This is a genomic window from Staphylococcus ureilyticus, from assembly GCF_025558845.1.
GTDB classification, from domain to species: Bacteria; Bacillota; Bacilli; order Staphylococcales; family Staphylococcaceae; genus Staphylococcus; species Staphylococcus ureilyticus.
Genome location: NZ_CP094825.1, coordinates 898170 through 922713, shown reverse-complemented (window position 1 = coordinate 922713; position 24544 = coordinate 898170). Strand labels below are relative to the sequence as shown.

The window sequence follows — 24544 nt, the reverse complement described above, 5'->3', positions numbered from 1 at the left end:
ACTATTACCTCGTTTCTACTTTTCGTTCCTTAGCTCTTAATTGACCACATGCTGCATCTATATCAGCACCTTGTTCTCTTCTTATAGTTGCATTAATACCTAGTCTCTTTAATTCTTTTTCAAATTTAAAGATATCTTCTTTAGGCGTCTTGACGTAATTTCTTTCTGGTACATGGTTCACAGGTATTAAATTTACATGACAGTTTAATTTTTGAATTAAATGTGCTAACTCTCTCGCATGCTCAACTTGATCATTGACGCCTCCAAATAGACCATATTCAAATGTAACACGTCTATTTGTTGTTTCTTGATAATATTTAATGGCTTCCATTAATTTTTCAACTTTATACGCTCGGTTAATAGGCATTAATCGAGAACGAATTTCGTCATTAGCCCCATGTAAGCTTACTGCAAAATTGATTTGAATATCTTCGTCAGCAAAATCATAAATTCTAGGTATAATACCAGAAGTAGAAACAGTAATATGACGCGCACCTATATTTAAACCATTGTCATGATTAACAATCTTCAAAAAGTCCATCATTTCATCATAGTTTTCAAATGGCTCCCCAATACCCATGATGACGATTTGAGATACACGTTCTTCGGTTTCATCTAATGCTTTTTGGACAGTAAGCACTTGAGATACAATTTCTCCCGCTTCTAAATTACGCTTTAAGCCACCTAGTGTAGATGCACAGAATGTACAACCTATACGGCAACCCACTTGAGTAGTAACACATACGGAATTACCATATTCATGTCTCATTAATACTGTTTCGATTGTGTACCCATCTTGTAATTCAAATAAGAATTTGATTGTACCATCTTTGCTTTCTTGTTTAACTACTGTCGTCATCACTGTCATTGCAAAATGATCTTTCAATAGTGCTCTTAACTCTTTAGACAAATTTGTCATTTCATCAATGCTGTCTACTCGTTTTTCATATAACCATTCAAAGATTTGTTTCGCTCTGAATTTTTGTTGCCCATTTTCCTTTAACCAATTTTCCATTTCATCATATCTTAAAGAGTATATAGATTGCTTTTCAAAATTGGGAAGAAATTTATTCTTTTTCTTCTTTTCTGCAGTTATCATTATTTATTGGTCCTTTCTTTTTATCCTAGTAATGAAAAAGCCATCAGAATTAAAATGCTGAGGTAACACTTGTAAAGTTTTTACCTTTTCTCCACTGATTGGATGTTCAAATAAATCAAATTCAAAATCTTTATTTTCTTTTAAAAATGTATATATTACATTTTCATTTTCTAACTGTTCTATTGTACAAGTTGAATAAACTAAAGTGCCTCCTGGACGTAAATGATGTTTCACATTATTTAAAATTTCTAGTTGAATATTCACTAAAGATTGAATACTTTGCTGACTTTGTTCGTATTTGATTTCTGGCTTATGTCTAAGTACACCTAAGCCACTACAAGGTGCATCTACTAAAATCTTATCATACACTTTATCATAATTTTCCGTCGCATCGTGACTAAAAGCGGAAATGTTAGATAATCGTAATTTTCGAATGTTAAAATCAATCAAATCAATTTTATGTTCATGGATGTCTGTCGCATCTACATGTCCAGTACCATGTAGCCTTTCTGCTATATGACATGCTTTTCCGCCAGGTGCACTACAAGCATCTAATACAAGGTCGCCATCTTGAAGATTCATCACGTCAGCTACAAACATAGAACTTTTATCTTGGATAGATACTAAACCATCTTTAAATACGCGTGACTCTATAATCGGTTTACCACTAATATGTAAACAAATTGTAATGTCATTATCTTGCGTTACAGTGTAACCTTCTTCTTCTAAACGTTGCATCACATGTTCAACTGAAATTCTTGTCAAATTAACCCTTACAGTTGTTGTCACTTTTGTTAAAAATGATTGTGCAATTGCTTCAGTTTCTTCTATTCCAAAGTGTGTCACCCAGTGATCAACAAGCCATTTAGGCAAACTATACTGAATAGCAATTCGCTTCTTATCGTCCGAAATTTCATTGAAATTTGGTAACTCACTGCGCATAAGGGTTCTCAAGATTCCATTAACCACATTACCGTTATGTGGGCCGCCTTTATATTTTGCTATATTAACAGCTTCATTAATAATCGCATGTTCAGGAACTTTATCCAAATACATATACTGATAGATACTCATCCATAGTAACTGTCTGACCCAACCTTTAAGTTTAGTTTGTACAAATGGTTTCAAATAATAATCTAGTGTATATTTTCTTTTTAACGTACCATATACTAATTCGGTTAATAAATTCTTATCAGCTCGATTTAACTCATTATTTGTTAATACCTCATTAATAATAATATTACTATAAGCTTTATCATTAATAATATCTTGTAGTGTTTCAAAAGCTAATAACCTTACATTAGTTTCAATTGTCATTTTAATACCTTCCCAACGAGTGTTGATTGTACACCACTTAAGTAATTAGCTGTAGGCATTCTCTTTTTACCAGCAACTTGAATCTCTGTTAATGCAATCGCATCACTAGAACCTGTAGCCACAATAATTGCTTTCTTAGTTGTCTCTATTATTGTACCTGGCTCACCGTCTTTATCTTTTTCAATGCGTGAAGCATAGACTTTTAAGTTTTCTCCATCCATAATTGTGTAGGCAACCGGCCATGGAGATAGACCTCTAATATGGTTATAAACTACTTCAGCAGGTTCTGACCAATCAATTTTTTCATCTTCTCGACGAATGTTAGATGCAAATGTCGCTTCGTCTTCATTTTGAACAATACTTTCATTCGTACCATTAATGATAGAAGGAAGCGTTTCTTTTAATAATTCAGCACCTAAAAAGCTTAATTTATCATGCATTACACCAACGTCATCTTGTGGTTCAATATCGATCGCTTTTTGAGCTATAATATTTCCAGCATCCAATTTCTTAGCCATATACATGATAGAAATACCAGTTTGTGTTTCTCCATCTATAATCGCTTGATGTATCGGGGCTCCACCTCTATATTTAGGTAATAATGATGCATGTACATTGATAGCACCTAACTTTGGTGCATCCAATAAACGTTGTGGTAATAATTGGCCAAATGCCGCAGTAACAATTAAATCCGCGTTTAAATCAATCAACATCTCTAATTCTTCAGATTTTGACAGTTTTTCAGGCTGATATACAGGAATCGCATGTTCTATTGCAACTTGTTTCACTGGTGGTGGTGTTAATTTTCGTTTTCTGCCAACTGGTCGATCAGGTTGAGTAACGACTGCGATCACGTTATGTTCTACAATTAACATTTCTAACACTTTTGTTGAAAAATCTGGTGTCCCCATAAAAATAATTTTACTCATTTTCAAAATACGCCTCCACTTCTGCTTCAGTCAAAATTTTATCTGCACGTTCTGTAAAAAGTTTACCTTCAAAATGATCAATCATATGCAATATCATGCGTGCAATATCATCATATGCAGTCATTTCTACTTCGTTTCCATTTTTATCATTACTTTTAACAACAATCATTTTACTTCTTTCAACTTCACCATAAATGTCAGGTAATGAAATAGAGCCCTCTAACTCAGTTACTTTTTGGTCAGATTCTCGAATGATTTTTGGATTAATAAGTTGTAACAATCCATCTATTTCCATATCTATAATAGCTACCTTTTGTAAAATGCCAATTTGCGGGGCACATATGGCAGAAGCCTCAACTTCATACATTGTGTCTTCTAAATCGAGCAATAATTGAGCTAAGTTTTCGTCAAATCGTGATACATCCGGCACGTGCTTTTGCAAAATTGGATTTTCTGCTGTAACAAGTTGCTTTATTGTCATACAAATTACTCCTCATAAAAATTCATCATATCATTATAACTTATTTTAGTTAAATTTGCACCAAGCTTTGATGAAATACACGAACTGAAATCACATATATTTTCACTTTAATTTTATTCCGTCATCACAAATATAACCGTAAGCCCCCTATACAAGCTTACGGTTTACAAAATATTTATTATCCAGTTAATGTTGTAATATCATAGTGATAACTTATTTATTTGATTGCCAGATTCATCAAAATTATATTCGTTCAACCAATTCTCAAACTTAGTTTTATATACTGACCACTCATCATCTAACATAGCGAGCCAGTATGTATCTCTACTTCTTTGTTTATAAATAGTATGATTTTTAAACAAACCTTCATATTTAAAGCCAAGTCGTTTGGCTGCTTTTATAGAAGGCTCATTTAATGCATCACATTTCCATTCATACCTTCTATATCCCAAAGTGTCAAAGATATATTTTGCTAATAAGTAGTGTGTTTCTGTAGCAATACGTGTTCGTTTCATTTTATTAGCATAATGAATATGACCAACTTCAATTGTTGCATTTGGTTCATTTATTCTAAGTAATGATAAAATACCTACTACATCATTATCAAATTGATCTATTATAGCAAAAAAATATGGATCCTTTGTTTGTACTTTATTTTTTATATAGGTTGCAAAATCATCATAACTTTTAGGCTGCGCGTCTGGTAAATACGTCCAATTAGGTGCATCTTCTTGCTCATTAAAATGAGTGAATAAAGGGTTAATATGTTTTGAAGCTAATTTTTCTAATCTACAATACTTCCCTTCTAACACATCAGCCGTTGGTGTTTTGGGTTGAGAGAAATCGATTAATGACTTACCGATAGGTTGTTCAAACTGATTATATTCCATTTATGCCCCCCTTTTAATCAATGACTAGAGAACTTTATCGCATAATTTATCACGCGAAATATTAATCATTAAAATGTTTAGCAATTGCGTATAATACTTCTATATCAATTTTTATAAATTAATATTATGTTATCATTGTAACTTATAATGCGAAAGCATTTTTATTAATCAGTTTATATTCTTTTTAATATTTTATAATATGAATTAATTAAAAAGTAGAAGTAAAAAGAAATAAATACTAGCTGAATGACATTCTTCTTACTTCTACTTTTTCATTTTATATTTAGATTTATTTTAACTATAGCAAGACATTACTTTATTATTTCTTCAATAAAATAAACCTTAAATTTATACCTTATATTAAAATTTAGTTTATTTAGAAACATCTAAAACGTTAAACTAAATAAACGATATAATAATAATTAGCTTTATATCTATTACTGTTTCGCTTCACTATTTGCTAACTCAATGGTCATGGATGATACATTTTTTATAAAACCAATTTTAGAATATAATGGCTCTGCTTGAGTAGAAGCTTTTAAATTAACGATATTCACCTGTTCTGTTTTACACTTTAATAAAAGCTCTTCTAGAATTTGTTTACTCAAACCTAATCCTCTATATAATTTAGTTGTATAAACATTAGTAATATAACCTTCTACACCATAATGATTATCATATGCAGGTGGTATCTGTTGGAAGACAACAGCTCCTGTTGCTACAACTTGATGATTATCTATCATAAATACTTGGTAGATGTTTCCTTTATCGAAAACATCTTTAAAATATGCTCTCATATTATCGTCAATATCTTCAGTACCATGCATGCCTTGATCAAGTAATTGTTCTTTTCTTAATTTTATAATTGTTTCAATATCATTTTTATTTGCAATTCTCATCTCCATATCTAGTACTCCTTTAAAAAAATGTGAGCAAATAAATTTACTATATCTATCAATCATATTCAACCATTAATATTTAATATTCAATAAAAAGAGAGCCTTAAAACCAATAAAATACTGATTTTAAGACTCCCCTTTTATACACTGCAATTAATCCATTTACAACAACAACCTACATCATCATTTGTGGATTGATGTCTATCTTCAGTGATAATTTGTCTTTTAAATACTGATCATGATAAAAATCATCTAAATACTTTAATGCTTCGTGCAATGAAGGTTCGCTTTTATATTTTATTAATATTTGGAAGCGATATTCATTATTAATTCGTGATAAAGCTGCTGGAGAAGGGCCTAGAACTAATGCCTTATCTGATAAATGCTGTAACAATATTTTGTGTATATGTTTAGAAGCTTCCATTACTTTTTTCATATTATTATGCGCAATCGTAAAATTAATTAAAAAGAAATATGGTGAATATTTACCTAACTTTCTATAATTCATTTCTTTTTCGAAAAAGGAATGATAGTCATTATCTTGAACATCTTTAATAGCATAATGATCAGGATTATATGTTTGTATAATCACCTGTCCCTCTTTTTCATGACGGCCTGCACGTCCTGAAACTTGCGTCAACAATTGATATGTACGCTCACTAGCTCTAAAGTCAGGCAAGTTTAACATCGTATCAGCATTTAATACGCCAACCAAAGTAATATTTGGAAAGTCCAAACCTTTCGCTATCATCTGTGTCCCCAGTAAAATATCTCCTTTACCTGAACCAAAGTCATCTAATAATTGTTCGTGTGCACCTTTTCGAGAAGTGGTATCAACATCCATACGAATAATTTTTGCTTCCTGAAAATTTTCTTGTAATAGTTCTTCAACTCTTTGAGTACCTGTGCCTACCTGTCTGATATGTTCACTTTCACAGTTGGGACACTTATTAGGTGGTACTTCTTGATGACCACAATAATGGCATTTCAATTGATCCGTAGACTTATGATATGTGAGAGAAATATCACAGTTAGGACATTGAGGGACATGGCCACAATCTCGACACAACATAAATGACGCATATCCACGTCTATTTAAAAATAAAACAACTTGTTCTTTTTTATCTAAACGCTCTTGAATCGCACTACGCAAATCTTCTGAAAACATAGAACGATTGCCAGAAGCAAGTTCAGCACGCATATCTACGATATTCACGTCTGGCAAAGCTTGCTGATTCACTCTATGAGGTAATGATAATAGTTCATAAACACCTTTAGTTGCACGTGCATATGTCTCTAAACTTGGTGTAGCACTGCCTAATACTAAAGGGCAATGATGATATTGACTGCGCCATTGTGCAATATCTCTAGCATGGTATCTAGGATAATCCTCTTGTTTATAGGAAGACTCATGTTCTTCATCTATAATGATCATACCTAAATCTTTGAAAGGGGCAAATACACTTGAGCGAGCTCCTACACTCACACTCGCTTTTCCATCTCTAATTTTTTGCCATTCATCATAACGTTCCCCTTTAGATAATCCTGAGTGTAAAACTGCTACTTCGTCTCCAAATCTTCGTTTAAATCTTAATACCATTTGAGGAGTGAGTGCAATTTCTGGCACTAACATCATCGCTTGTTTACCTTGATTGAGTACATTTTCTATAGTTTGCAAGTAAACTTCCGTCTTACCAGAACCCGTTACGCCATGTAATAAAAATGTACGTTGTTCACCTTTATTAATCGTCTCAAGTATCGCATCATATGCTTCTTGTTGTTCTTGCGTAAGTTGTTGCTTTTGATCTTGTTCAAATACCCGTGTTGCAAAAGGATCTCGCTCTACAGTTGTATCATATTTCTCAATAAAGCCTTTACGGACTAACGTCTCAATGCTAGATTTTGAAAAACCCATTTCTTCCAACTGTTTTAAAAAAACTACGTGATGATTTTCATCAATTAAATAAGCATATAATTCATATTGCTTTTTTGATTTTTCCAAAGATTCTAATACTGTATCATCATTAAAGCCTTCGACAATGCGCACTGCGCGTTGTTTCTTTTTCTTTAAACTTTGAGACAAAATCGTATCTTCAAGAATTGCACCTTGCTTTAAAAATGGTGCAATGAGCGTTAAGTCTTCATTTTTTTGTGCTACTTTATATGCATAATGTCCTTCCGAATCAAATCGTTTCAACAATTTTTCTGGTATGGCTTCAGTATCTTTAACTGCAAATACTTTAGTATATTTGGCTTTGATTGCGCTTGGAAGCATAACCTCTAACATAGAAATTCGTTTTGTAACAAAATACGTATGATACCAATCTGCAAGTTGTATTAATTCTTTCGTTAATTCAGGTTTAATATCTTGTATTTCTTTTATTGCTTTTAATTTTGATATGTCCATACTAGTGTCGGTTTGCTGAGTGATGTCCATAACATAACCTTGAATCGTTCTCGGTCCAAAAGGTACAATCACGCGCATACCAACTTCAACCATCGCTTGAAATTTTTGTGGAATTAAATAATCAAACGTAAAGTCAACACTTTTAGATGGTATATCTACGATTACTTTTGCTATCATTTTATTTCCACCTTGTTTCTAAACTGTCTAATATATGCTCCGCTAATATGACTTTTTTATGTTTCCCTAATGATATTGTTTCACCGTTTTTATAGTACATAGTATATGCATTATCATCAGAGCTAAACCCAATGGTACGATCGCCAACATTATTCGCTATGATGACATCTGCGTTTTTACTTTTTAGTTTTTTTTGAGCATATGATTCAATATTTTGTGTTTCTGCTGCAAAACCAACTAAAAATTGTTTATCTTTATGCTCACCCAAGTATTTTAAAATATCGGGTGTGCGTTTAAAAGTAACAGTCAAATCACCTTGTCGTTTTTTAAGTTTATGTTCTAATAATTCAGTTGGAGCATAATCTGATACCGCTGCAGATTTAAAGACAATATCCATCTTATCGAATCGCGTTTTAACCGCTTCAAACATCTGTTGTGCACTTTCTACTTGAATGACTTCTACATTCTTAGGTGGTGTTAGATGAGTTGGACCAGATATAAGTGTCACGATCGCCCCTCTTTGAGCTAAAGATTCTGCGAGTGCATATCCCATTTTACCTGATGAGCGGTTGGATAAATAACGAACAGGGTCTAGCTCTTCTATGGTTGGCCCCGCTGTCACCAATGCTTGTATACCGTTAAATCTACTATTTTTTGTCGCTGACGTGTTGTTTTTAAAATACTGATTTAATCTTTCTACAATTTGTAAAGGCTCTTCCATTCTTCCTTTTGCTACATAACCACAAGCTAGGAATCCTTCACCAGGTTCTAAGAAATAATAACCATCTGAACTTAATGTTGCTAAGTTATGTTGCGTTCTTTTGTTCTCATACATATGTACATTCATTGCAGGAGCGATAAATTTGGGTGTTTCTGTAGCTAATAATGTTGATGTAACCATGTCATCAGCAATACCATTTGCCAGTTTAGCGATGGTATTAGCAGTTGCCGGTGCTACAACAATCGCATCTGCCCAATCTCCTAAAGCAACATGCTGAATTTCTTCTGGATTGTGTTCTCTAAAAGTACTCGTATAAACAGGATTTCTACCAATAGCCTGAAAAGCTAAAGGAGTTACAAACTCTTGTGCATGATCTGTTAACATCACTCTCACGTTATAATCAGCCTGTGTGAGTTTACTCGTTAAATCTATTGCTTTATACGCAGCGATACCACCAGTGACAGCAAGTAAAATATTTTTCATCGTAGTTTTCCTCCAAATCGTTAATATCTTTCTATTAATTGTTCAACTTTGTAATTTATATATTGAATTTTTCAATATACCTAAATATAAACAAATGTTTTAATTCTGTATCAAGGTCGTACAAATAACTACACAATGTATTTTATGTTACTCAGCCAATGAATTATTTTATGCAATACCTTATTTTAGCTTCATTGCTTTAAATATAAATATGATTACTGCTTATTATACACAAATTATTGCCCAAATTAAAAAAGCACACCTTGGCTATGAAACCTCAAAGTCATCACATGCGTCTGACTTTTGAAGTGCACATCATTAACCTGGTGTACTTTTCAAAAATATAAAATTATATGATTTAATATTCGCTTAGAAAGTGTTATTTTGTAGTTTCAGGATAAACTTCGCCGCCAGCTATTTCTTCCAAAGCTTTTCCCACTGCTTTTTCTGAATTATATTTGTTTAATAGTGTACTATTTGGATGCTCATCCAACTCACGTGCACGTTTAGCTGCAGTTGTAGCGATTAAATATTTTGATGTGATTTTAGATGTTAAATCATTTAATGGTGGATATAACATTATTTTTTTGCCTCCAATATCATTTTTCTATATTTTGCTTCAATTCTTTCCCTTTTCAAATGCTCAGCTTCAACAATGGATTGAATACGTTGCTTAGCTAATTCTACTTCATCGTTAACGACAACATAATCGTATAAATTCATCATTTCAACTTCTTTACGAGCTTCAAGTACTCTGCTTTGAATTTTTTCGTCTGACTCAGTACCACGCCCTACTAAGCGCTCACGTAAATGATCTAAACTTGGTGGAGCTAGAAAAATAAATAATGCATCAGGGAATTTCTTTCGAACCTGTTTGGCACCTTCAACTTCAATTTCTAAAAATACATCATGTCCTTGGTCCATAGTATCTTTTACGTATTGCACTGGTGTACCGTAATAATTTCCCACATATTCTGCATATTCTATAAATTGATCTTGTTTAATTAACGCTTCAAACTCTGCCTTTGTTTTGAAGAAATAATCTACACCATCGACTTCACCTTCACGCATATTACGTGTCGTCATCGAGATAGAATATTTATAAGATGTGGTTGGGTCATCAAATATTTTTTTTCTAACTGTACCTTTTCCTACACCAGATGGTCCAGAAAGTACAATCAACAAACCTTTCTCATTATCCATGCCTTACTACCTCTCTAAGCTATTCTTCTATTATTAAACTATGATACCATAATGAGTGTTTGGTTGTATAGCATACGTTCAAACAAACTTTGCTCATGACCAAATCTTTTCACCATGTTACAATGTGATGAATGACTAAAAATAAGGTGGCTGATAGTAATGGCATACGATGGTTTATTTACACGAAAAATGGTAGAATCTTTACAATTTCTCGTTGATGGTAGGATTCATAAAATCAATCAACCTGAAAACGATACAATCATCATGGTAATACGTCAAAATCGTAAAAACCATCAACTTCTACTCTCGATCCATCCTAGTTTTGCTAGAATGCATTTAACGAATAAAAAATATGATAATCCATTTGAACCACCAATGTTTGCAAGAGTATTCCGTAAACATTTAGAGGGTGGTTTCATTAAAGCTATAAGACAAATCGGAAACGATAGACGTGTAGAAATAGATATTCACAGTAAAGATGAAATCGGTGATACCACATACCGCACAGTTATTTTAGAAATAATGGGTAAACACAGTAATTTAATGTTAGTAGATGATCAACGCAAGATTATTGAAGGTTTTAAACATTTAACTCCAAATACAAATCAATATCGTACAGTTATGCCTGGGTTTCAATATGAAGCGCCCCCTACCCAAAATAAAACTAATCCATATAGTATTACGGGTACAGAAGTTTTAAAATTCATCGATTTCAATAGTGGAAAAATCGCTAGGCAACTGCTAAATCAATTTGAAGGCTTTAGTCCTTTAATTACGAATGAAATTGTCAATCGTAAACAATTTATGACGACCGACACGTTACCAGAGGCATTTAATTCAGTTATGAATGAGACAATGGATTTACCTACTCCTGTATTTCATAAGAATCATGAAACAGGAAAAGAAGATTTCTATTTTATGCACTTAAATCAATTTTACGATGATATGGTTGAATATGATTCTCTACATGATTTATTAGATAGATATTACGATGCTAGAGGAGAAAGAGAACGCGTTAAACAACGTGCAAATGATTTAGTCAAATTTGTACAGCAACAACTGCATAAATATCAAAATAAACTCAGTAAATTAATCGACGAACAAGAAGGCACTAAGGATAAAGAAATACAGCAATTATACGGTGAATTAATCACTGCAAATATTTATAGAATTAAACAAGGTGATAAGTATCTGACGACTACCAATTATTATGATGGTCAGGAAATAACCATTCCATTAGATACAACAAAATCACCAGCTACAAACGCTCAAATGTATTATAAAAAATATAATAAATTGAAAACACGTGCACATGAATTAACACGACAAATCGATTTAACAAAAGAAAACATCACATATTTTGAAAATATAGAACAACAACTCGCACATATATCTGTGGATGACATTGATGATATTAGAGAAGAGCTTGCTGAACAAGGTTATATGAAACAGCGGAAGCAAAAAAATAAGAAAAAGAAACCGACCATTCAATTGCAAACGTATGTTTCAACTGATGGAGATACCATACTTGTAGGAAAAAATAATAAGCAAAATGATTATTTAACGAATAAAAAAGCCAGCAAACAGCATCTTTGGTTTCATACGAAAGAGATCCCAGGGTCTCATGTGGTTATCTTAAATGATGCGCCAAGCGAAAATACTATTAAAGAAGCGGCTATGCTAGCCGGTTACTTTTCAAAAGCTGGTAATTCTGGTCAAATACCAGTTGATTACACTGAAATTAGACACGTTCACAAACCTTCTGGCGCAAAACCAGGATTTGTAACATATGATCACCAAAAAACACTCTATGCTACACCTGATTACGATCACATTCAAAAAATGAAGGTGACATGATAACACCAAATACTTTAAAGCATTAGTAACATACTTCAATCTAAAAAAGGCTAAGATTATGAGTAAGCAGCACATGTAACGCGTGCATGATACTTTATCTTAGCCTTTTTAATATTTATTTTTTATCTGGTAATGCAAGCTGAAAATTAACGCCAAATCTATCTACAATCCATGTAAATTCTCTGAATGGTGGCATTTCCGTTTTAGGCATTAAAATTGCCCCACCACTTTTCAATTTACTGAATAATCTTTCCATTTCTAACGGACTATCTACAGTGACATATAAAGACATTGCTGGATTCATGTCTACATCGACACCATTCATATTATCAATCGCCATAAAAACTTGATCTTTTAAGCGAAAGATAGCATGTTGTACGGCACCAGTGGGTTCTTTATCATCTTCTTCATATTTAACCATCGCTAATATTTCTGCATCTTCAAATGCATCTACATATAAATTGATTGCTTCTTCTGCTTGTCCATTGAACATTAGAAATGTCGTTATTTTGGGAATTGCCATTTAACTGCCTCCTTAAAACATCTTAGTTCTAGAATAAAACAAACGCTTAAAAAAATCGAACGAATAAAATTTGCAATTAACAACACGTCACATGAAGTGCTCCTTTACTAATCTATCATTAAGATAAATTTATAAATCCATTACCTAATACATCTCTCACATCATGAATGACTAAAAAGGCATTTTCATCTACCTCATTTACAAGCTTTTTAACTCTAGTTACTTGTGATTGTGGAACTACAACATACAACATACTTGTTTCATGTTTACCGTATCCACCTTTACCCTTTAAGAGTGTTGAACCTCTACCTGTAAAACTATTGATTTCATCACTTATAATCTCATTTCTACTAGATATCACAGTCACTGCTTTTTTAGGATGGAATCCTTCTATAATGAATGCAGTAGCACGTTCAGTTATAAATATCATAATTACAGTAAATAAGACGTTTTCTAAAGGTAAGACAAATAAAAAAGACAAGACAACTAATCCATCTAAAACAAAAATACCTTGCGATGTTTTGATGTCAAAATATTTATTTAGCATCTTAGCAATGACTGATGTCCCACCTATCACACCACCAGAAGCAATTACTAATCCAATACCTACACCTACTAAAACGCCACCAAACGAAGCATTTATTACAAAATTATCAATACCTGTCTTAAAATTTTCAGTTAAATCTAAAAAGATTGAAATCGCTGTATTAGCAATAAACGTATATACTGCTGTTCTAGTACTTAAAAAACGCCATCCTACAATAATGACCAATGTGTTAATAATTAACGAGGATATCGCTGGTGAAAAACCAAAGGCATATTTTAATGCTAATGACATACCCACAGTACCCCCATCACCTAAATTAGACTCTAATATAAATGAATTTACTGCAATCGCACTTACAAATGCGCCAATTAAGCATACAATAATATTTTTAGTATGGTTTTTTAAAAGTTGCTTCATACGTTTCATATCATATCCCCTTACATTTGATAATATAAAATTAAATAAGGTAAGCTAAAAAAGTGTATTCAAATCATGCCTCATTTTAATTTTACAAATTTGTTTTTTATACTCACAAATCTATTTAAAACCAAAATAAATGAAAATATAACATTTGTTACAGTTACATAGTATAATTGCAAATGTAACACAACCCATTTCAATATACCACTTCATGTAGTTTGCAACATTAATTTGTAAAGTGTGTAATATTGAAAGCTTTGACGGCTTAAAACCATAAAATCACTTTACTTTTAAATATTTATAGTTAAAATAAATACAAATATAATTGGAGGTATTTCATGTTTTATTACATTATTCCATTACTGATTGCCGCTTTAGTGATACTCATTGGCTTTATCATCATTAAAATTATGATTCGTTAATCCATTTTATATCATAACTTTATCACAATACTTTTTAATCATTTTAATAACATTAATCATTTCAATCATTTTAGTATTATATTAAACAAAACACGCAGTAAAGTAGACATTAAAACCTTGTCTACCATACTGCGTTGCTGTTTTTTTACGTTACTTCCTACAATTAATCTTTTTTAATCTTTCTTTACGATTCCACCAGTTTATCAAATTTTTATTTAAATTCTTTACTAAAGAGCGTTACAAGTAGCAAAATAATAAAAGCTGCAATAACTGCAGTTAAAAATATAGGCATATACGCAAGGTGTGTAGCATCCTCAATGCCATTTGTAATTGCATGTCTTAATGTATCATTAGAAATTTGATTCACTTGTTCAAAAATTTATTAAGATTGCCTGAATTATGTTCCATCGTTTTCATTAACGAAACTGGTATATCTTTGAAACCAAAATGGGCTGAATTTATACTTTCTTTAATTTTACTACCCATTTGGCTATATCCGAATTGAATGAATGTCGTAAACATAGTCGGTGCAATTGTTATGCCGACTTGTCTAGAAACGGATAATGTTCCAATTACAGTACTATTATTTTTATCTGAATGTGCTGATCTAGTTGCTAATACAGTCATTGGTGCACCAATAGTAAAACCAAAACCTAAACCTGCGATAATTGAAAATATTAAAAATGGCGTAATTGAATAAGTTAAAAAGGCTAAGCCTCCATACCCAATGATGCTAATGATACTCGCAATCACTAATGCAAATATTGGCCCTTTTTTATCAACAATCTTCCCACCCATTGACGCGCCAACACCTGAAGCTAACGCTAAGGGTGTCATCCAATAGCCACTGTTCTCAGCTTTAACATGCAATACGTTTTCGACAAAGGAAGGAATGAAAATAATGGAACCAATTAACATCCCTGATAAAACGCCCATAATCAATACTACTGAAAAAGCTGGTTTTTTTAATAAATAGAAAGGTAAGAATGCATCTATATCAGTTGCTTCGTTTTTATATTCTACTAAAATCAAAATACCATATCCAATGATTGCCAATATAAATAAACCAATTACTGAAAAGCTAAGTATACTATTAGCAATATTTTTCGTTTGTATATTATTAATCGCAAACATCATTAGCAACGTTGAAAATGAAAATATAATGATGGCGTACTTATCAATTTTAGTTTTAACTTTTTCTTGTGTTTCTGGCATTTTAAGAATCATAAAAATAATAATCATTACTGCCACTGGCACATTGATCAGGAATAGCCAATGCCATGTTCCACTTACGTTAATTAATAAACTTCCTATATTTGGTCCTAATACGGAAGCAATACCATTCATTGCACCTAACCCACCAAGCATGCTACCTTGTTTTTCCTTGGTGTAAGTAGCTATAATATGTGAACTAGCGATTACAAATAAACCGCCTCCACCAAATGATTGAATTAATCGTGCAATAATAAATATTGTATAATTTGGACTTAAAGCAACTAACAATGATCCTAAACCAAATAAAATGACTTCAATAACAAATATTTTTTTACGACCATACATATCAGCAAGTTTACCCGCTATAGGTGTAGTTACAGCCATACCTAATGTGTAAATCGTTATGCCCCATGACCCCATTTGTGCTGAAATTTCAAAAGATTGATTTATTGTGGTTAACGCTGCACTAATAATGCCGTTGTCTAAAGCTGCCATAAACACACCAATGAGTAAAAATAGTGCAACAATATCAAATTTTTTTTGATTCAAGTTCATTCATTCCTTTCTATCTTGGAATTTCATATGATACTCATTATTTAAAACCTATTTTGTGAACTAAATATGAACAAAATATATTTATATATTAAAAAATGCCTAAAAGACCTTTTATCAATATATAAAAGTCTTTTAAGCATTTTTTAACCAATTTAATTAAATAAATTTTTAATGTTGTCTCAAATTCACATAATATATTTACATATATCGTTTATTTAATATGTCCTTTTTGCTTTAGATTTAATTTTGATTTTTTATAAATATTTGATTCTGTAGCGTTAAACAACCATTTATTTTCATCTTCTGAAGTTGTTTGTGCTCTATAGTCTTCTGATTTTTTGAGGAATTTATTTAAATGAGCAAAATGATTATAAGCTACATTTGAGTCTTTTGTCATAACATCCCCTCCATCTAACATTTTATGACAAGTTATCTCTCCAATCAACTAATGTAGTAATATCATTTTCAGAAATTTCTCCATTTTCTCTAGCAACCTCAATTAGTTCATTATAATTGCTTAATGTATAGAAGGGTATATCAGCTCGTGCAAATTGGTCATCTGCTTTTTTCAAACCATAAGTAAAGATTGCTACTACACCTAATACATTTGCACCTGCAGCTTTTAGTGCATCTACTGCAGTTATTGAAGAGCCACCTGTAGATATTAAATCTTCTATAACTACTACATTTTTACCTTCACTTGATGCACCTTCAATTTGATTCTGTTTACCATGACTTTTGCTTTTTGATCTAACGTAATTCATCGGTAAGTTCATCACTTCTGAGACATATGCTGCATGTGGAATCCCGGCTGTTGCAGTACCTGATATAACTTCAATATCTTTAAAATGTGTTTCAATCAATGCTTGCAGGCCATCTCTAATATGAGTACGTACATCAGGAAAACCTAGTGTGATGCGATTATCACAGTATATTGGCGATTTAATACCTGAACTCCAAGTAAACGGATCATTGGGAGATAATGATACAGCTTTTATGTCTAACAATGCTTGTGCAATTGATTTAGTCATGTGATTTCAACCAACTTTCTTTAATTTTTTGATAACTCGTTACCGGATTTTCACTTTGTGTAATAGGTCGTCCTACAACAATGTGTGTAGCCCCTAAAACACTTGCTTTTTCTGGTGTCGTAATACGTTGTTGATCATCTGAAGAAGTGTTTTCTGGTCTGATGCCTGGTGTCACTTTCAAGAAAGATTCACCTAATTCCTGTTTTACTAAATTTGCTTCAAGTGGTGAACATACAACGCCATCTAATCCTGATAATTGAGCTAGACGAGCATAATTCAACACTGCTTCATCCATTGTACTTTGGATATTTTGTTCATCACGCAACATTGTTTCTGTAGTCGACGTTAATTGTGTAACCGCAATAATTTTAATATTACTGTTATATTTTCTAATACCTTCTACAGCACGTTTCATCATTTCTGAACCACCAGCTGCGTGTACATTTACTAAATCGACATCTAATTTGCTTAAGCCTTCCATTGCTTTACCAACAGTGTTAGGAATATCATGCAATTTTAAATCTAAGAATATGCTATGACCACGTTTCTTAATATCAGTGATTAATGAAGGCCCAGTTTGATAAAAAAGTTCCATTCCAACTTTGACAAATAAAGGTTCATCAAATTGATTTAAAAATTGTGTAACCGCTTCTGCTGATTCAAAATCTAAAGCAATGATAGGTAGATTATTTTGCATATATATCGCCTCTCATCTATAGCTATTTTATTATATTTGCCAAGCGTGTATGGACATATGACAGCAATAATATTTTGGAATTTTTTTCATACTGACAAGGACGACTAGAGAAAAATTTCATAAAAATATTTTTATCCTAGCCGTCTATTGCCAATAGCATTTTTTTGCATGAAAGCATAAAAATTATTTCAGTTTTTTAATTATATTTTACATATTTTTCATCGTGAAAGTCATGCTTTCTATAACGGATGTTAATGCTTCTGCAGTATCTAATGAAGTTAGACATGGTACGCCATTTTCAACAGAGGCACGTCTAATTTGAAAACCATCACGTTCAACTTCTTTTCCTTTTGTCATCGTATTGATCACAATTTGAACATCATTCGTTTGTATACGTGATAATAAATCGTTTTCTCCACCAATTTTACCTACAGTTTCTGCAGTGATATGGTTATTTTCTAATTTTTTAGCAGTACCTTCCGTAGCTAATATTTTATAGCCAACTTCATTTAAGCGAGCCGCGATATTCACAATTTCATCTTTGTCTTTATTACTTACGGTCATCAATACCGTACCATAATCTTTTACTTCCATACCACTTGCTGTCAAACCTTTATATAATGCTTTTTCCATGGTTAAATCTTTCCCCATGACTTCCCCAGTTGATTTCATTTCAGGTCCTAAGGTAATATCTACATTTTTCAATTTGTTAAAGCTAAATACCGGAGCTTTAACAAAGACACCTTCACTATATGGTTGAACGCCCTCGTTATAACCTAAATCCTTAAGTTTCTCACCTACAATAGCGCGCATGGCCAACTGTGCCATTTGAATATGCGTAATTTTACTTAAGAAAGGAACCGTACGACTCGCACGAGGATTCACTTCTAAAACATAAACACCATCATGTGCAATGACAAATTGTATATTGATTAGACCTATGATATTTAGCCCTTTCGCTAAGCGAATTGTATAATCTTCTAATGTTTTAAGTTCATTTGGTGTCAAAGATTGTGGAGGATATACCGCAATCGAATCACCTGAATGGACACCAGCGCGTTCAATATGTTCCATAATCCCTGGAATAATTACCGTTTCACCATCAGAAATAGCATCGACTTCAATTTCTTTACCTGTGAGATATCTATCAACTAATACAGGATGATCCGGACTCGCTTTCACTGCTTGATTCATATAATTGGTTAACTCTTCATCGTTATACACGATTTCCATTGCACGTCCACCTAATACATACGAAGGTCTAACTACTACAGGATAACCGATTGTACGTGCATTATTGAGCGCTTCATCAGTTGACGTTGCTGTCTTACCTTTAGGTTGAGGCACATCAATTTTATGTAACAGTGCCTCAAATTCTTTACGATCTTCCGCACGATTCAAATCTTCGAGTGATGTTCCTAAAATTTTCACACCATACTTTTCAATTTTATCTGCTAAATTAATCGCAGTTTGACCACCAAACTGTACTACTACACCTTTTGGCTGTTCAATATTTATAATATTCATGACATCTTCTTCTGTTAATGGCTCAAAATATAATTTGTCTGAAATTGAAAAGTCTGTAGATACTGTTTCAGGGTTATTATTGACGATAATAGCTTCATAACCAGCTTGTTGAATAGCCCACACAGCATGCACAGTTGCATAATCAAATTCGACACCTTGACCGATTCTTATTGGCCCTGATCCCAAGACTAATATTTTTTCTTTTTCAGTGATAATGGATTCATTTTCTTGTTCATACGTGCCATAGTAATATGGTGTAGCTGATTCAAACTCTGCTGCGCATGTATCTACCATTTTATATACTGGTGAAATATTATGTTGTTTTCTTAAGTTATAAACTTCTGATTCTGACATATCAAAACGATGTGCAATAACGCGATCACTAAACCCATAACTCTTAGCAAATTTTAAATAATCTAGATCTCCTTTGTGTACTTTTAAGTCATGTTCTATATCAATGATGTGCAAGAATTTATTTAAGAAGAAGTAATCAATCTTAGTCATTTCGTGTATTTCTTCTAAAGATGTACCTCTTCTTATCGCTTCTCCTATAAAGAATAAGCGCTCATCATCTTGGTCTTGTATACGCGCTTTTATATAATCTAAATCGTATGTTTCGCCATTTGGTAATCCCAAATGATGCACGCCATATTCGAGTGAGCGAATTGCTTTTAATAAAGACTCTTCATATGTTCGGCCAATCGCCATTACCTCACCAGTTGCTTTCATTTGTGTACCGAGCACACGTTCACCCTTTTCAAATTTATCGAAAGGAAAACGTGGGATTTTTGAAATAACATAGTCCAACGTCGGTTCAAATGCAGCATAAGAGGTTTTAGTGATTGGATTCAACATTTCATCTAATGATAAACCTATCGCTATTTTTGCAGCTAATTTTGCAATCGGATAGCCTGTAGCCTTAGAAGCTAAAGATGATGAACGTGACACACGTGGGTTCACTTCAATTATATAATATTTCATTGAGTGTGGGTCTAATGCCAGTTGTACATTACAACCACCTTCAATGCCTAAAGCACGAATAACTTTTAACGACACATCACGTAACATTTGATATTCAACATCTGATAAAGTTTGACTAGGTGCTACTACAATTGAATCGCCAGTATGTATGCCGACTGGGTCTATATTTTCCATGTTACATACAACGATGGCATTATCATTTTTATCTCGCATCACTTCATATTCAATCTCTTTAAAGCCTGCGATTGATTTTTCAATTAAGCATTGTGTTGCCGGACTGTAATGTAAGCCATTCGTTACCACTTGTTTAAACTCTTCATCATTATGGCAAATTCCACCACCAGTACCGCCCATCGTGAAAGCCGGTCTCACAATTAATGGGTACCCTACCGCTTCTTTAAATTCAAACGCCTGTTCTAAAGTATTGACGATATCGCTTTCTGGAACTGGAACATCTAGCTCATTCATTAAGTCTCTAAATAATTCTCTATCTTCCGCTTGTTGAATAGAAGCCAATTTAGTACCTAGTAATTGTACGTTGTTCGCTTCTAATACACCGCTATCATGTAATTGAATCGCCATATTAAGCCCTGTTTGACCACCTAATGTTGGTAACAACGCATCAGGTTGTTCTTTACGAATAATACGTGCAATAAAGTCATGCGTTAAAGGTTCAATGTAGACTTTGTCAGCAATTTCATTATCTGTCATGATTGTAGCTGGATTTGAATTTACTAATATAACGCGGTAACCTTCTTCTCGTAATGCTAAGCATGCTTGTGTCCCCGCATAATCAAATTCTGCAGCTTGACCTATAATAATGGGTCCAGATCCTATAACTAAAATCGTTTTAATATCGTTACGTTTAGGCATTTGTCAAAATCTCCTTTTCTTTAAAGTCATGCATCATTTTAATAAATTCATCAAACAAATAATTTGAATCTGTAGGTCCAGGACTTGCTTCAGGATGATATTGTACTGAAAACGCAGGTAATGATTGGTGTCTTAAACCTTCAACTGTACCGTCATTAATCGCTATATGTGTTATTTCTAAAGGTGTACTGGCTAATGAATCTTTATCGATCGCATAACCATGATTTTGGCTAGTTAATGCTATTTTCCCACTCTTTAAATCTTTCACAGGATGGTTTGCACCTCTATGTCCAAATTTCATTTTAAACGATGTTGCACCTTGTGAAAGTGCAAATAATTGATGGCCTAAACAGATACCAAAGAAAGGAATTTTTCCTAAAATGCCATTAATCATATTAATTGCAACTTTGACTTCTTCTGGATCACCAGGTCCATTAGACAACATGACTCCATCTGGTGACATTCTAATAATTTCTTCTGCTGTGGAATCATAAGGTACAACTGTAACATTACAACCACGTAAATTAAGTTCTCTCACAATATTTTGTTTTTTACCAAAATCTACAAGTACAACACTTAAATCATAACCGGTAGAAACATATGGTGTTTTGGTAGACACTGTTTTCACTTCATCTCTAGGTAATTCAATTACTTTCAACTCTTCTATTAATTGTGGAATATCTGCCTTGTCATCTGTAAAAGCTGCTTTTAAAACGCCATAGTTTCTAATTTTTCGAGTAATACTACGTGTATCCACACCTGAAATACCTGGGATATCATAATCTTTTAACACTTCGTGGAATGTTTTTTGCATGCGAAAATGACTCGGATATGTGCTTGCTTCTTTGACAACAACACCATTCAATGTTGGTATCAAAGATTCAAAATCATCTCGATTAATTCCGTAGTTTCCTATTAATGGATAAGTAAACGTAATAATTTGCCCTGTATAAGATGGATCAGATATCGTTTCTTGATATCCAGTCATAGCCGTATTAAATACTATTTCGCCTTTCGTTAAATGGTCCGATCCTAGTGGATAACCTTCATAATATGTTCCATCTTCTAAAACTAAATAGCGTTTTTGCAACATTACTTTTCCTCCTTAAATTTAACTTCACCTTCTACCAATGTTAATACTGGAGTTCCGTATACTTTTTCACCTATAAATGGTGTGTTTGACCCTTTTGACGCAAAATCTTCTGCCCTAATCTCTTTCTCGTCTTCTAAATTAATAGCAGTAAGGTCAGCTAAACCGCCCTCTTCTAATCTTCCATAAGGTAAATCAAATACTTGAGATGGTTTAATCGTTAAATAGTCAACCAATTGTTGCAATGACCAGTTACCATTTTTTACAAAGTGTGTATACAATAATGGAAATGCTGTTTCACTACCAACAATGCCGAAAGGCGCTTTTGTCATTGGTTGTGCTTTTTCTTCTTTCGCATGTGGCGCATGGTCTGTAGCAATACAATCAATTGTCCCATCTAATAATCCTTCGATTAGTGCAGCTCGATCTGCTTTACTTCTTAAAGGTGGATTCATTTTATAAATTGCATCATCACCAGGCACATCATCTTCTGTTAATAATAAATGATGCGGTGTCACTTCTGCTGTTACATGAATTCCTGCCTTTTTAGCATCTCTTATAGCTCGTACACTTTCTTTTGTAGATACGTGACAGACATGGTAATGTGCACCTGCTGCTTCAGCTAGCAAAACATCTCTCGCAATTTGTACCGCTTCACAAATATTAGGTATCCCCGGTATGCCTAATGCTTTACTACGTTCCCCTTCATGCATAGCGCCGCCATATATCAAGCTATTATCCTCACAATGAGCAACGACTGCTTTATTCACTTTAGCTGCTTGTTGCATAGCTTCATACATCATATTTGCTTGTTGTACACCTACGCCATCATCAGTAAAAGCAAATGTGCCTAACTGGGCTAAAGCTTCAAAATCAACATGTTCAGTACCTGCTTGCCTAACTGTGATTGCACTATATGGTAAAACTCTGACGTGTGCATTTTCGTCGATTAATTTGTTTAAACGTTCTAAATTTTCAACAGAGTCAGGTACAGGTCGTGTATTTGGCATTGGACAAACTGTCGTAAAACCGCCTCTTGCAGCTGCTTGTGTTCCCGTTGCAATTGTTTCTTTATGTTCACCGCCTGGTTCACGCAAATGTACATGAACATCAACTAAACCTGGAGCAACAAAGTGTCCTTTTAAATCAATGATTTCAACATCGGCATCAACCTCTATGTCTGACGCAATTTTTTTAATGGTTTTACCTTCTATTAAAATTGAAGTGGTTTTAAGTTCACCATTTTCCAAGATTTTCGCATTAGTTAGCAATTTCATTTATTGCTGCCTCCTTTGTTTGTAATATATACTCAATTACTGCCATACGTGTATACATACCATTTTCCATCTGTTTAAAGATGCGAGATTTTTCTGCTTCTACTAAGCAATCATCTATTTCAACACCGCGATTGACAGGCGCGGGATGCATAACAATTGTAGATGACTTCAATCGATTATAACGCGCTTTTGTCAAACCAAAATTTTCATGATAATTTTGATTTTCAAAATTCATTGTTTCTTCATCACCATGTCTTTCATGCTGTACTCTTAGTAGCATGACAATGTCTATGTCCTCTATGACTTTATCTATATCAACATAAGGTGCTTCTAAAGTGTCATCTCTCCACGCTTTTGGACTTGAGAACATCACATTTGAACCGAGTGCGGTTAAACTTTGAAAGTTACTTCTCGCTACACGGGAGTTTTTAATATCTCCACATATTAATATATTTAAATCTTTAAATGTTTCATACTCTTCGTATATTGTCATTAGGTCTAATAAACTTTGTGTTGGATGCTGTCCACTACCATCACCTGCATTAATAATCGGTAACTTAAGTGAATTTAAATCATTATAGTATGTTGTATCTGAATGTCTAATTACTAGAACATCTGCACCTACTTGTTCTAATGTTTTACATGTATCGTATAAGCTCTCACCTTTTTGAACAGAAGAAGTGCTCGTTTCGAAATCAATCAGTTTTAATCCTAATTTTTGCTCTGCTACTAAAAAGCTACTTTTCGTACGGGTAGAATTTTCAAAAAATAAGTTTGCTACAAATTTGTCTTCATAATTATGTGGTTTAAATGATCCATTTTTAATACCACTTGCAATTTCTATTAGTTCATAAATCTCATTTGTAGTTAGATGTTCCATTGATAGTAAGTTATCCATTTTTTCAGCCTCCTAGTAATGAAAT

22 protein-coding genes are annotated in these 24544 nt (G+C 33.1%); 1 reads left to right on the top strand and 21 read right to left on the bottom strand.

Features of this window, described 5'->3' with window-relative positions:
- Positions 1-4 precede the first annotated feature (4 nt).
- The 10 genes from rlmN to gmk all read right to left on the bottom strand — a co-directional run bounded on the left by rlmN (position 5) and on the right by gmk (position 10606).
- Positions 5-1099 carry a dual-specificity RNA methyltransferase RlmN gene (gene rlmN / locus MUA21_RS04500; protein WP_262561956.1) on the bottom strand — a complete coding sequence of 365 codons (1095 nt, stop codon included), beginning with the start codon at positions 1097-1099 and terminating at the stop codon, positions 5-7.
- Between the two features lie 3 nt (positions 1100-1102).
- A complete protein-coding gene (gene rsmB / locus MUA21_RS04495) occupies positions 1103-2410 on the bottom strand; it encodes a 16S rRNA (cytosine(967)-C(5))-methyltransferase RsmB (protein ID WP_225792175.1) in 1308 nt (435 codons plus the stop codon).
- Positions 2411-2412: 2 nt separating this feature from the next.
- Complete coding sequence (gene fmt / locus MUA21_RS04490) at positions 2413-3345, bottom strand: methionyl-tRNA formyltransferase (RefSeq protein WP_262562237.1); 933 nt, start codon at positions 3343-3345, stop codon at positions 2413-2415.
- The gene (locus tag MUA21_RS04485) at positions 3338-3826 is read right to left on the bottom strand and encodes a peptide deformylase (RefSeq protein ID WP_046208677.1); all 489 of its coding nucleotides are present in this window, start codon (positions 3824-3826) and stop codon (positions 3338-3340) included. The genes fmt and MUA21_RS04485 overlap by 8 nt, the downstream gene beginning before the upstream one ends.
- Positions 3827-4026: 200 nt before the next feature.
- Positions 4027-4716: a GNAT family N-acetyltransferase gene (locus MUA21_RS04480; RefSeq protein ID WP_107526280.1), complete on the bottom strand. Its 690-nt coding sequence runs from the start codon at positions 4714-4716 to the stop codon at positions 4027-4029.
- Between the two features lie 437 nt (positions 4717-5153).
- A complete protein-coding gene (locus MUA21_RS04475; RefSeq protein WP_046208679.1) occupies positions 5154-5621 on the bottom strand; it encodes a GNAT family N-acetyltransferase in 468 nt (155 codons plus the stop codon).
- A 169-nt stretch (positions 5622-5790) separates the two neighbouring features.
- On the bottom strand, positions 5791-8199 hold the full coding sequence (gene priA / locus MUA21_RS04470; RefSeq protein WP_262561955.1) for a primosomal protein N': 2409 nt from the start codon (positions 8197-8199) through the stop codon (positions 5791-5793).
- Between the two features lies 1 nt (position 8200).
- Positions 8201-9403 (bottom strand): bifunctional phosphopantothenoylcysteine decarboxylase/phosphopantothenate--cysteine ligase CoaBC, encoded by a 1203-nt coding sequence (coaBC, locus tag MUA21_RS04465; RefSeq protein WP_145381267.1) that lies wholly within the window; start codon positions 9401-9403, stop codon positions 8201-8203.
- A gap of 379 nt (positions 9404-9782) precedes the next feature.
- Complete coding sequence (gene rpoZ / locus MUA21_RS04460; RefSeq protein ID WP_046208682.1) at positions 9783-9983, bottom strand: DNA-directed RNA polymerase subunit omega; 201 nt, start codon at positions 9981-9983, stop codon at positions 9783-9785.
- On the bottom strand, positions 9983-10606 hold the full coding sequence (gene gmk, locus MUA21_RS04455; protein WP_046208683.1) for a guanylate kinase: 624 nt from the start codon (positions 10604-10606) through the stop codon (positions 9983-9985). Before gmk ends, rpoZ begins: the two co-directional genes overlap by 1 nt.
- Before the next feature lie 159 nt (positions 10607-10765).
- On the opposite strand from gmk, the gene MUA21_RS04450 reads away from it, so the two are divergent.
- A complete protein-coding gene (locus MUA21_RS04450; protein WP_262561953.1) occupies positions 10766-12463 on the top strand; it encodes an Rqc2 family fibronectin-binding protein in 1698 nt (565 codons plus the stop codon).
- Between the two features lie 115 nt (positions 12464-12578).
- Here MUA21_RS04450 and MUA21_RS04445 read toward each other — a convergent pair whose 3' ends face one another.
- The 11 genes from MUA21_RS04445 to MUA21_RS04395 all read right to left on the bottom strand — a co-directional run bounded on the left by MUA21_RS04445 (position 12579) and on the right by MUA21_RS04395 (position 24519).
- Positions 12579-12986 carry a VOC family protein gene (locus tag MUA21_RS04445; protein ID WP_046208685.1) on the bottom strand — a complete coding sequence of 136 codons (408 nt, stop codon included), beginning with the start codon at positions 12984-12986 and terminating at the stop codon, positions 12579-12581.
- Positions 12987-13104: 118 nt separating this feature from the next.
- A complete protein-coding gene (locus tag MUA21_RS04440; RefSeq protein ID WP_046208686.1) occupies positions 13105-13959 on the bottom strand; it encodes a YitT family protein in 855 nt (284 codons plus the stop codon).
- Positions 13960-14586: 627 nt separating this feature from the next.
- The gene (locus MUA21_RS04435; RefSeq protein ID WP_262561950.1) at positions 14587-14742 is read right to left on the bottom strand and encodes a hypothetical protein; all 156 of its coding nucleotides are present in this window, start codon (positions 14740-14742) and stop codon (positions 14587-14589) included.
- Positions 14739-16139: an MFS transporter gene (locus tag MUA21_RS04430; protein WP_262561949.1), complete on the bottom strand. Its 1401-nt coding sequence runs from the start codon at positions 16137-16139 to the stop codon at positions 14739-14741. Before MUA21_RS04430 ends, MUA21_RS04435 begins: the two co-directional genes overlap by 4 nt.
- Before the next feature lie 217 nt (positions 16140-16356).
- Positions 16357-16542, bottom strand: a complete 186-nt coding sequence (locus tag MUA21_RS04425) for a hypothetical protein (protein ID WP_046208688.1) — start codon at positions 16540-16542, stop codon at positions 16357-16359.
- A 22-nt stretch (positions 16543-16564) separates the two neighbouring features.
- Positions 16565-17176, bottom strand: a complete 612-nt coding sequence (gene pyrE / locus MUA21_RS04420) for an orotate phosphoribosyltransferase (RefSeq protein ID WP_046208689.1) — start codon at positions 17174-17176, stop codon at positions 16565-16567.
- The gene (pyrF, locus tag MUA21_RS04415) at positions 17169-17873 is read right to left on the bottom strand and encodes an orotidine-5'-phosphate decarboxylase (protein ID WP_046208690.1); all 705 of its coding nucleotides are present in this window, start codon (positions 17871-17873) and stop codon (positions 17169-17171) included. Before pyrF ends, pyrE begins: the two co-directional genes overlap by 8 nt.
- A 207-nt stretch (positions 17874-18080) precedes the next feature.
- Positions 18081-21254 carry a carbamoyl-phosphate synthase large subunit gene (carB, locus tag MUA21_RS04410; RefSeq protein ID WP_262561947.1) on the bottom strand — a complete coding sequence of 1058 codons (3174 nt, stop codon included), beginning with the start codon at positions 21252-21254 and terminating at the stop codon, positions 18081-18083.
- Positions 21247-22347: a carbamoyl phosphate synthase small subunit gene (locus MUA21_RS04405; RefSeq protein WP_046208692.1), complete on the bottom strand. Its 1101-nt coding sequence runs from the start codon at positions 22345-22347 to the stop codon at positions 21247-21249. Before MUA21_RS04405 ends, carB begins: the two co-directional genes overlap by 8 nt.
- The gene (gene pyrC / locus MUA21_RS04400) at positions 22347-23621 is read right to left on the bottom strand and encodes a dihydroorotase (RefSeq protein WP_073342365.1); all 1275 of its coding nucleotides are present in this window, start codon (positions 23619-23621) and stop codon (positions 22347-22349) included. Before pyrC ends, MUA21_RS04405 begins: the two co-directional genes overlap by 1 nt.
- Positions 23605-24519, bottom strand: coding sequence for an aspartate carbamoyltransferase catalytic subunit (locus MUA21_RS04395; RefSeq protein WP_262561946.1), 915 nt, complete (start codon positions 24517-24519; stop codon positions 23605-23607). The genes pyrC and MUA21_RS04395 overlap by 17 nt, the downstream gene beginning before the upstream one ends.
- Positions 24520-24544: the final 25 nt, after the last annotated feature.

Bases quoted from the DNA above. Each gene is read 5' to 3' on its own strand.
- rlmN (WP_262561956.1), bottom strand. From the start codon at position 1,099: ATGATAACTGCAGAAAAGAAGAAAAAGAATAAATTTCTTCCCAATTTT.
- fmt (WP_262562237.1), bottom strand. From the start codon at position 3,345: ATGAGTAAAATTATTTTTATGGGGACACCAGATTTTTCAACAAAAGTG.
- MUA21_RS04485 (WP_046208677.1), bottom strand. From the start codon at position 3,826: ATGACAATAAAGCAACTTGTTACAGCAGAAAATCCAATTTTGCAAAAG.
- MUA21_RS04480 (WP_107526280.1), bottom strand. From the start codon at position 4,716: ATGGAATATAATCAGTTTGAACAACCTATCGGTAAGTCATTAATCGAT.
- MUA21_RS04475 (WP_046208679.1), bottom strand. From the start codon at position 5,621: ATGGAGATGAGAATTGCAAATAAAAATGATATTGAAACAATTATAAAA.
- priA (WP_262561955.1), bottom strand. From the start codon at position 8,199: ATGATAGCAAAAGTAATCGTAGATATACCATCTAAAAGTGTTGACTTT.
- coaBC (WP_145381267.1), bottom strand. From the start codon at position 9,403: ATGAAAAATATTTTACTTGCTGTCACTGGTGGTATCGCTGCGTATAAA.
- rpoZ (WP_046208682.1), bottom strand. From the start codon at position 9,983: ATGTTATATCCACCATTAAATGATTTAACATCTAAAATCACATCAAAA.
- gmk (WP_046208683.1), bottom strand. From the start codon at position 10,606: ATGGATAATGAGAAAGGTTTGTTGATTGTACTTTCTGGACCATCTGGT.
- MUA21_RS04450 (WP_262561953.1), top strand. From the start codon at position 10,766: ATGGCATACGATGGTTTATTTACACGAAAAATGGTAGAATCTTTACAA.
- MUA21_RS04445 (WP_046208685.1), bottom strand. From the start codon at position 12,986: ATGGCAATTCCCAAAATAACGACATTTCTAATGTTCAATGGACAAGCA.
- MUA21_RS04440 (WP_046208686.1), bottom strand. From the start codon at position 13,959: ATGAAACGTATGAAGCAACTTTTAAAAAACCATACTAAAAATATTATT.
- MUA21_RS04425 (WP_046208688.1), bottom strand. From the start codon at position 16,542: ATGACAAAAGACTCAAATGTAGCTTATAATCATTTTGCTCATTTAAAT.
- pyrE (WP_046208689.1), bottom strand. From the start codon at position 17,176: ATGACTAAATCAATTGCACAAGCATTGTTAGACATAAAAGCTGTATCA.
- pyrF (WP_046208690.1), bottom strand. From the start codon at position 17,873: ATGCAAAATAATCTACCTATCATTGCTTTAGATTTTGAATCAGCAGAA.
- carB (WP_262561947.1), bottom strand. From the start codon at position 21,254: ATGCCTAAACGTAACGATATTAAAACGATTTTAGTTATAGGATCTGGA.
- MUA21_RS04405 (WP_046208692.1), bottom strand. From the start codon at position 22,347: ATGTTGCAAAAACGCTATTTAGTTTTAGAAGATGGAACATATTATGAA.
- pyrC (WP_073342365.1), bottom strand. From the start codon at position 23,621: ATGAAATTGCTAACTAATGCGAAAATCTTGGAAAATGGTGAACTTAAA.
- MUA21_RS04395 (WP_262561946.1), bottom strand. From the start codon at position 24,519: ATGGATAACTTACTATCAATGGAACATCTAACTACAAATGAGATTTAT.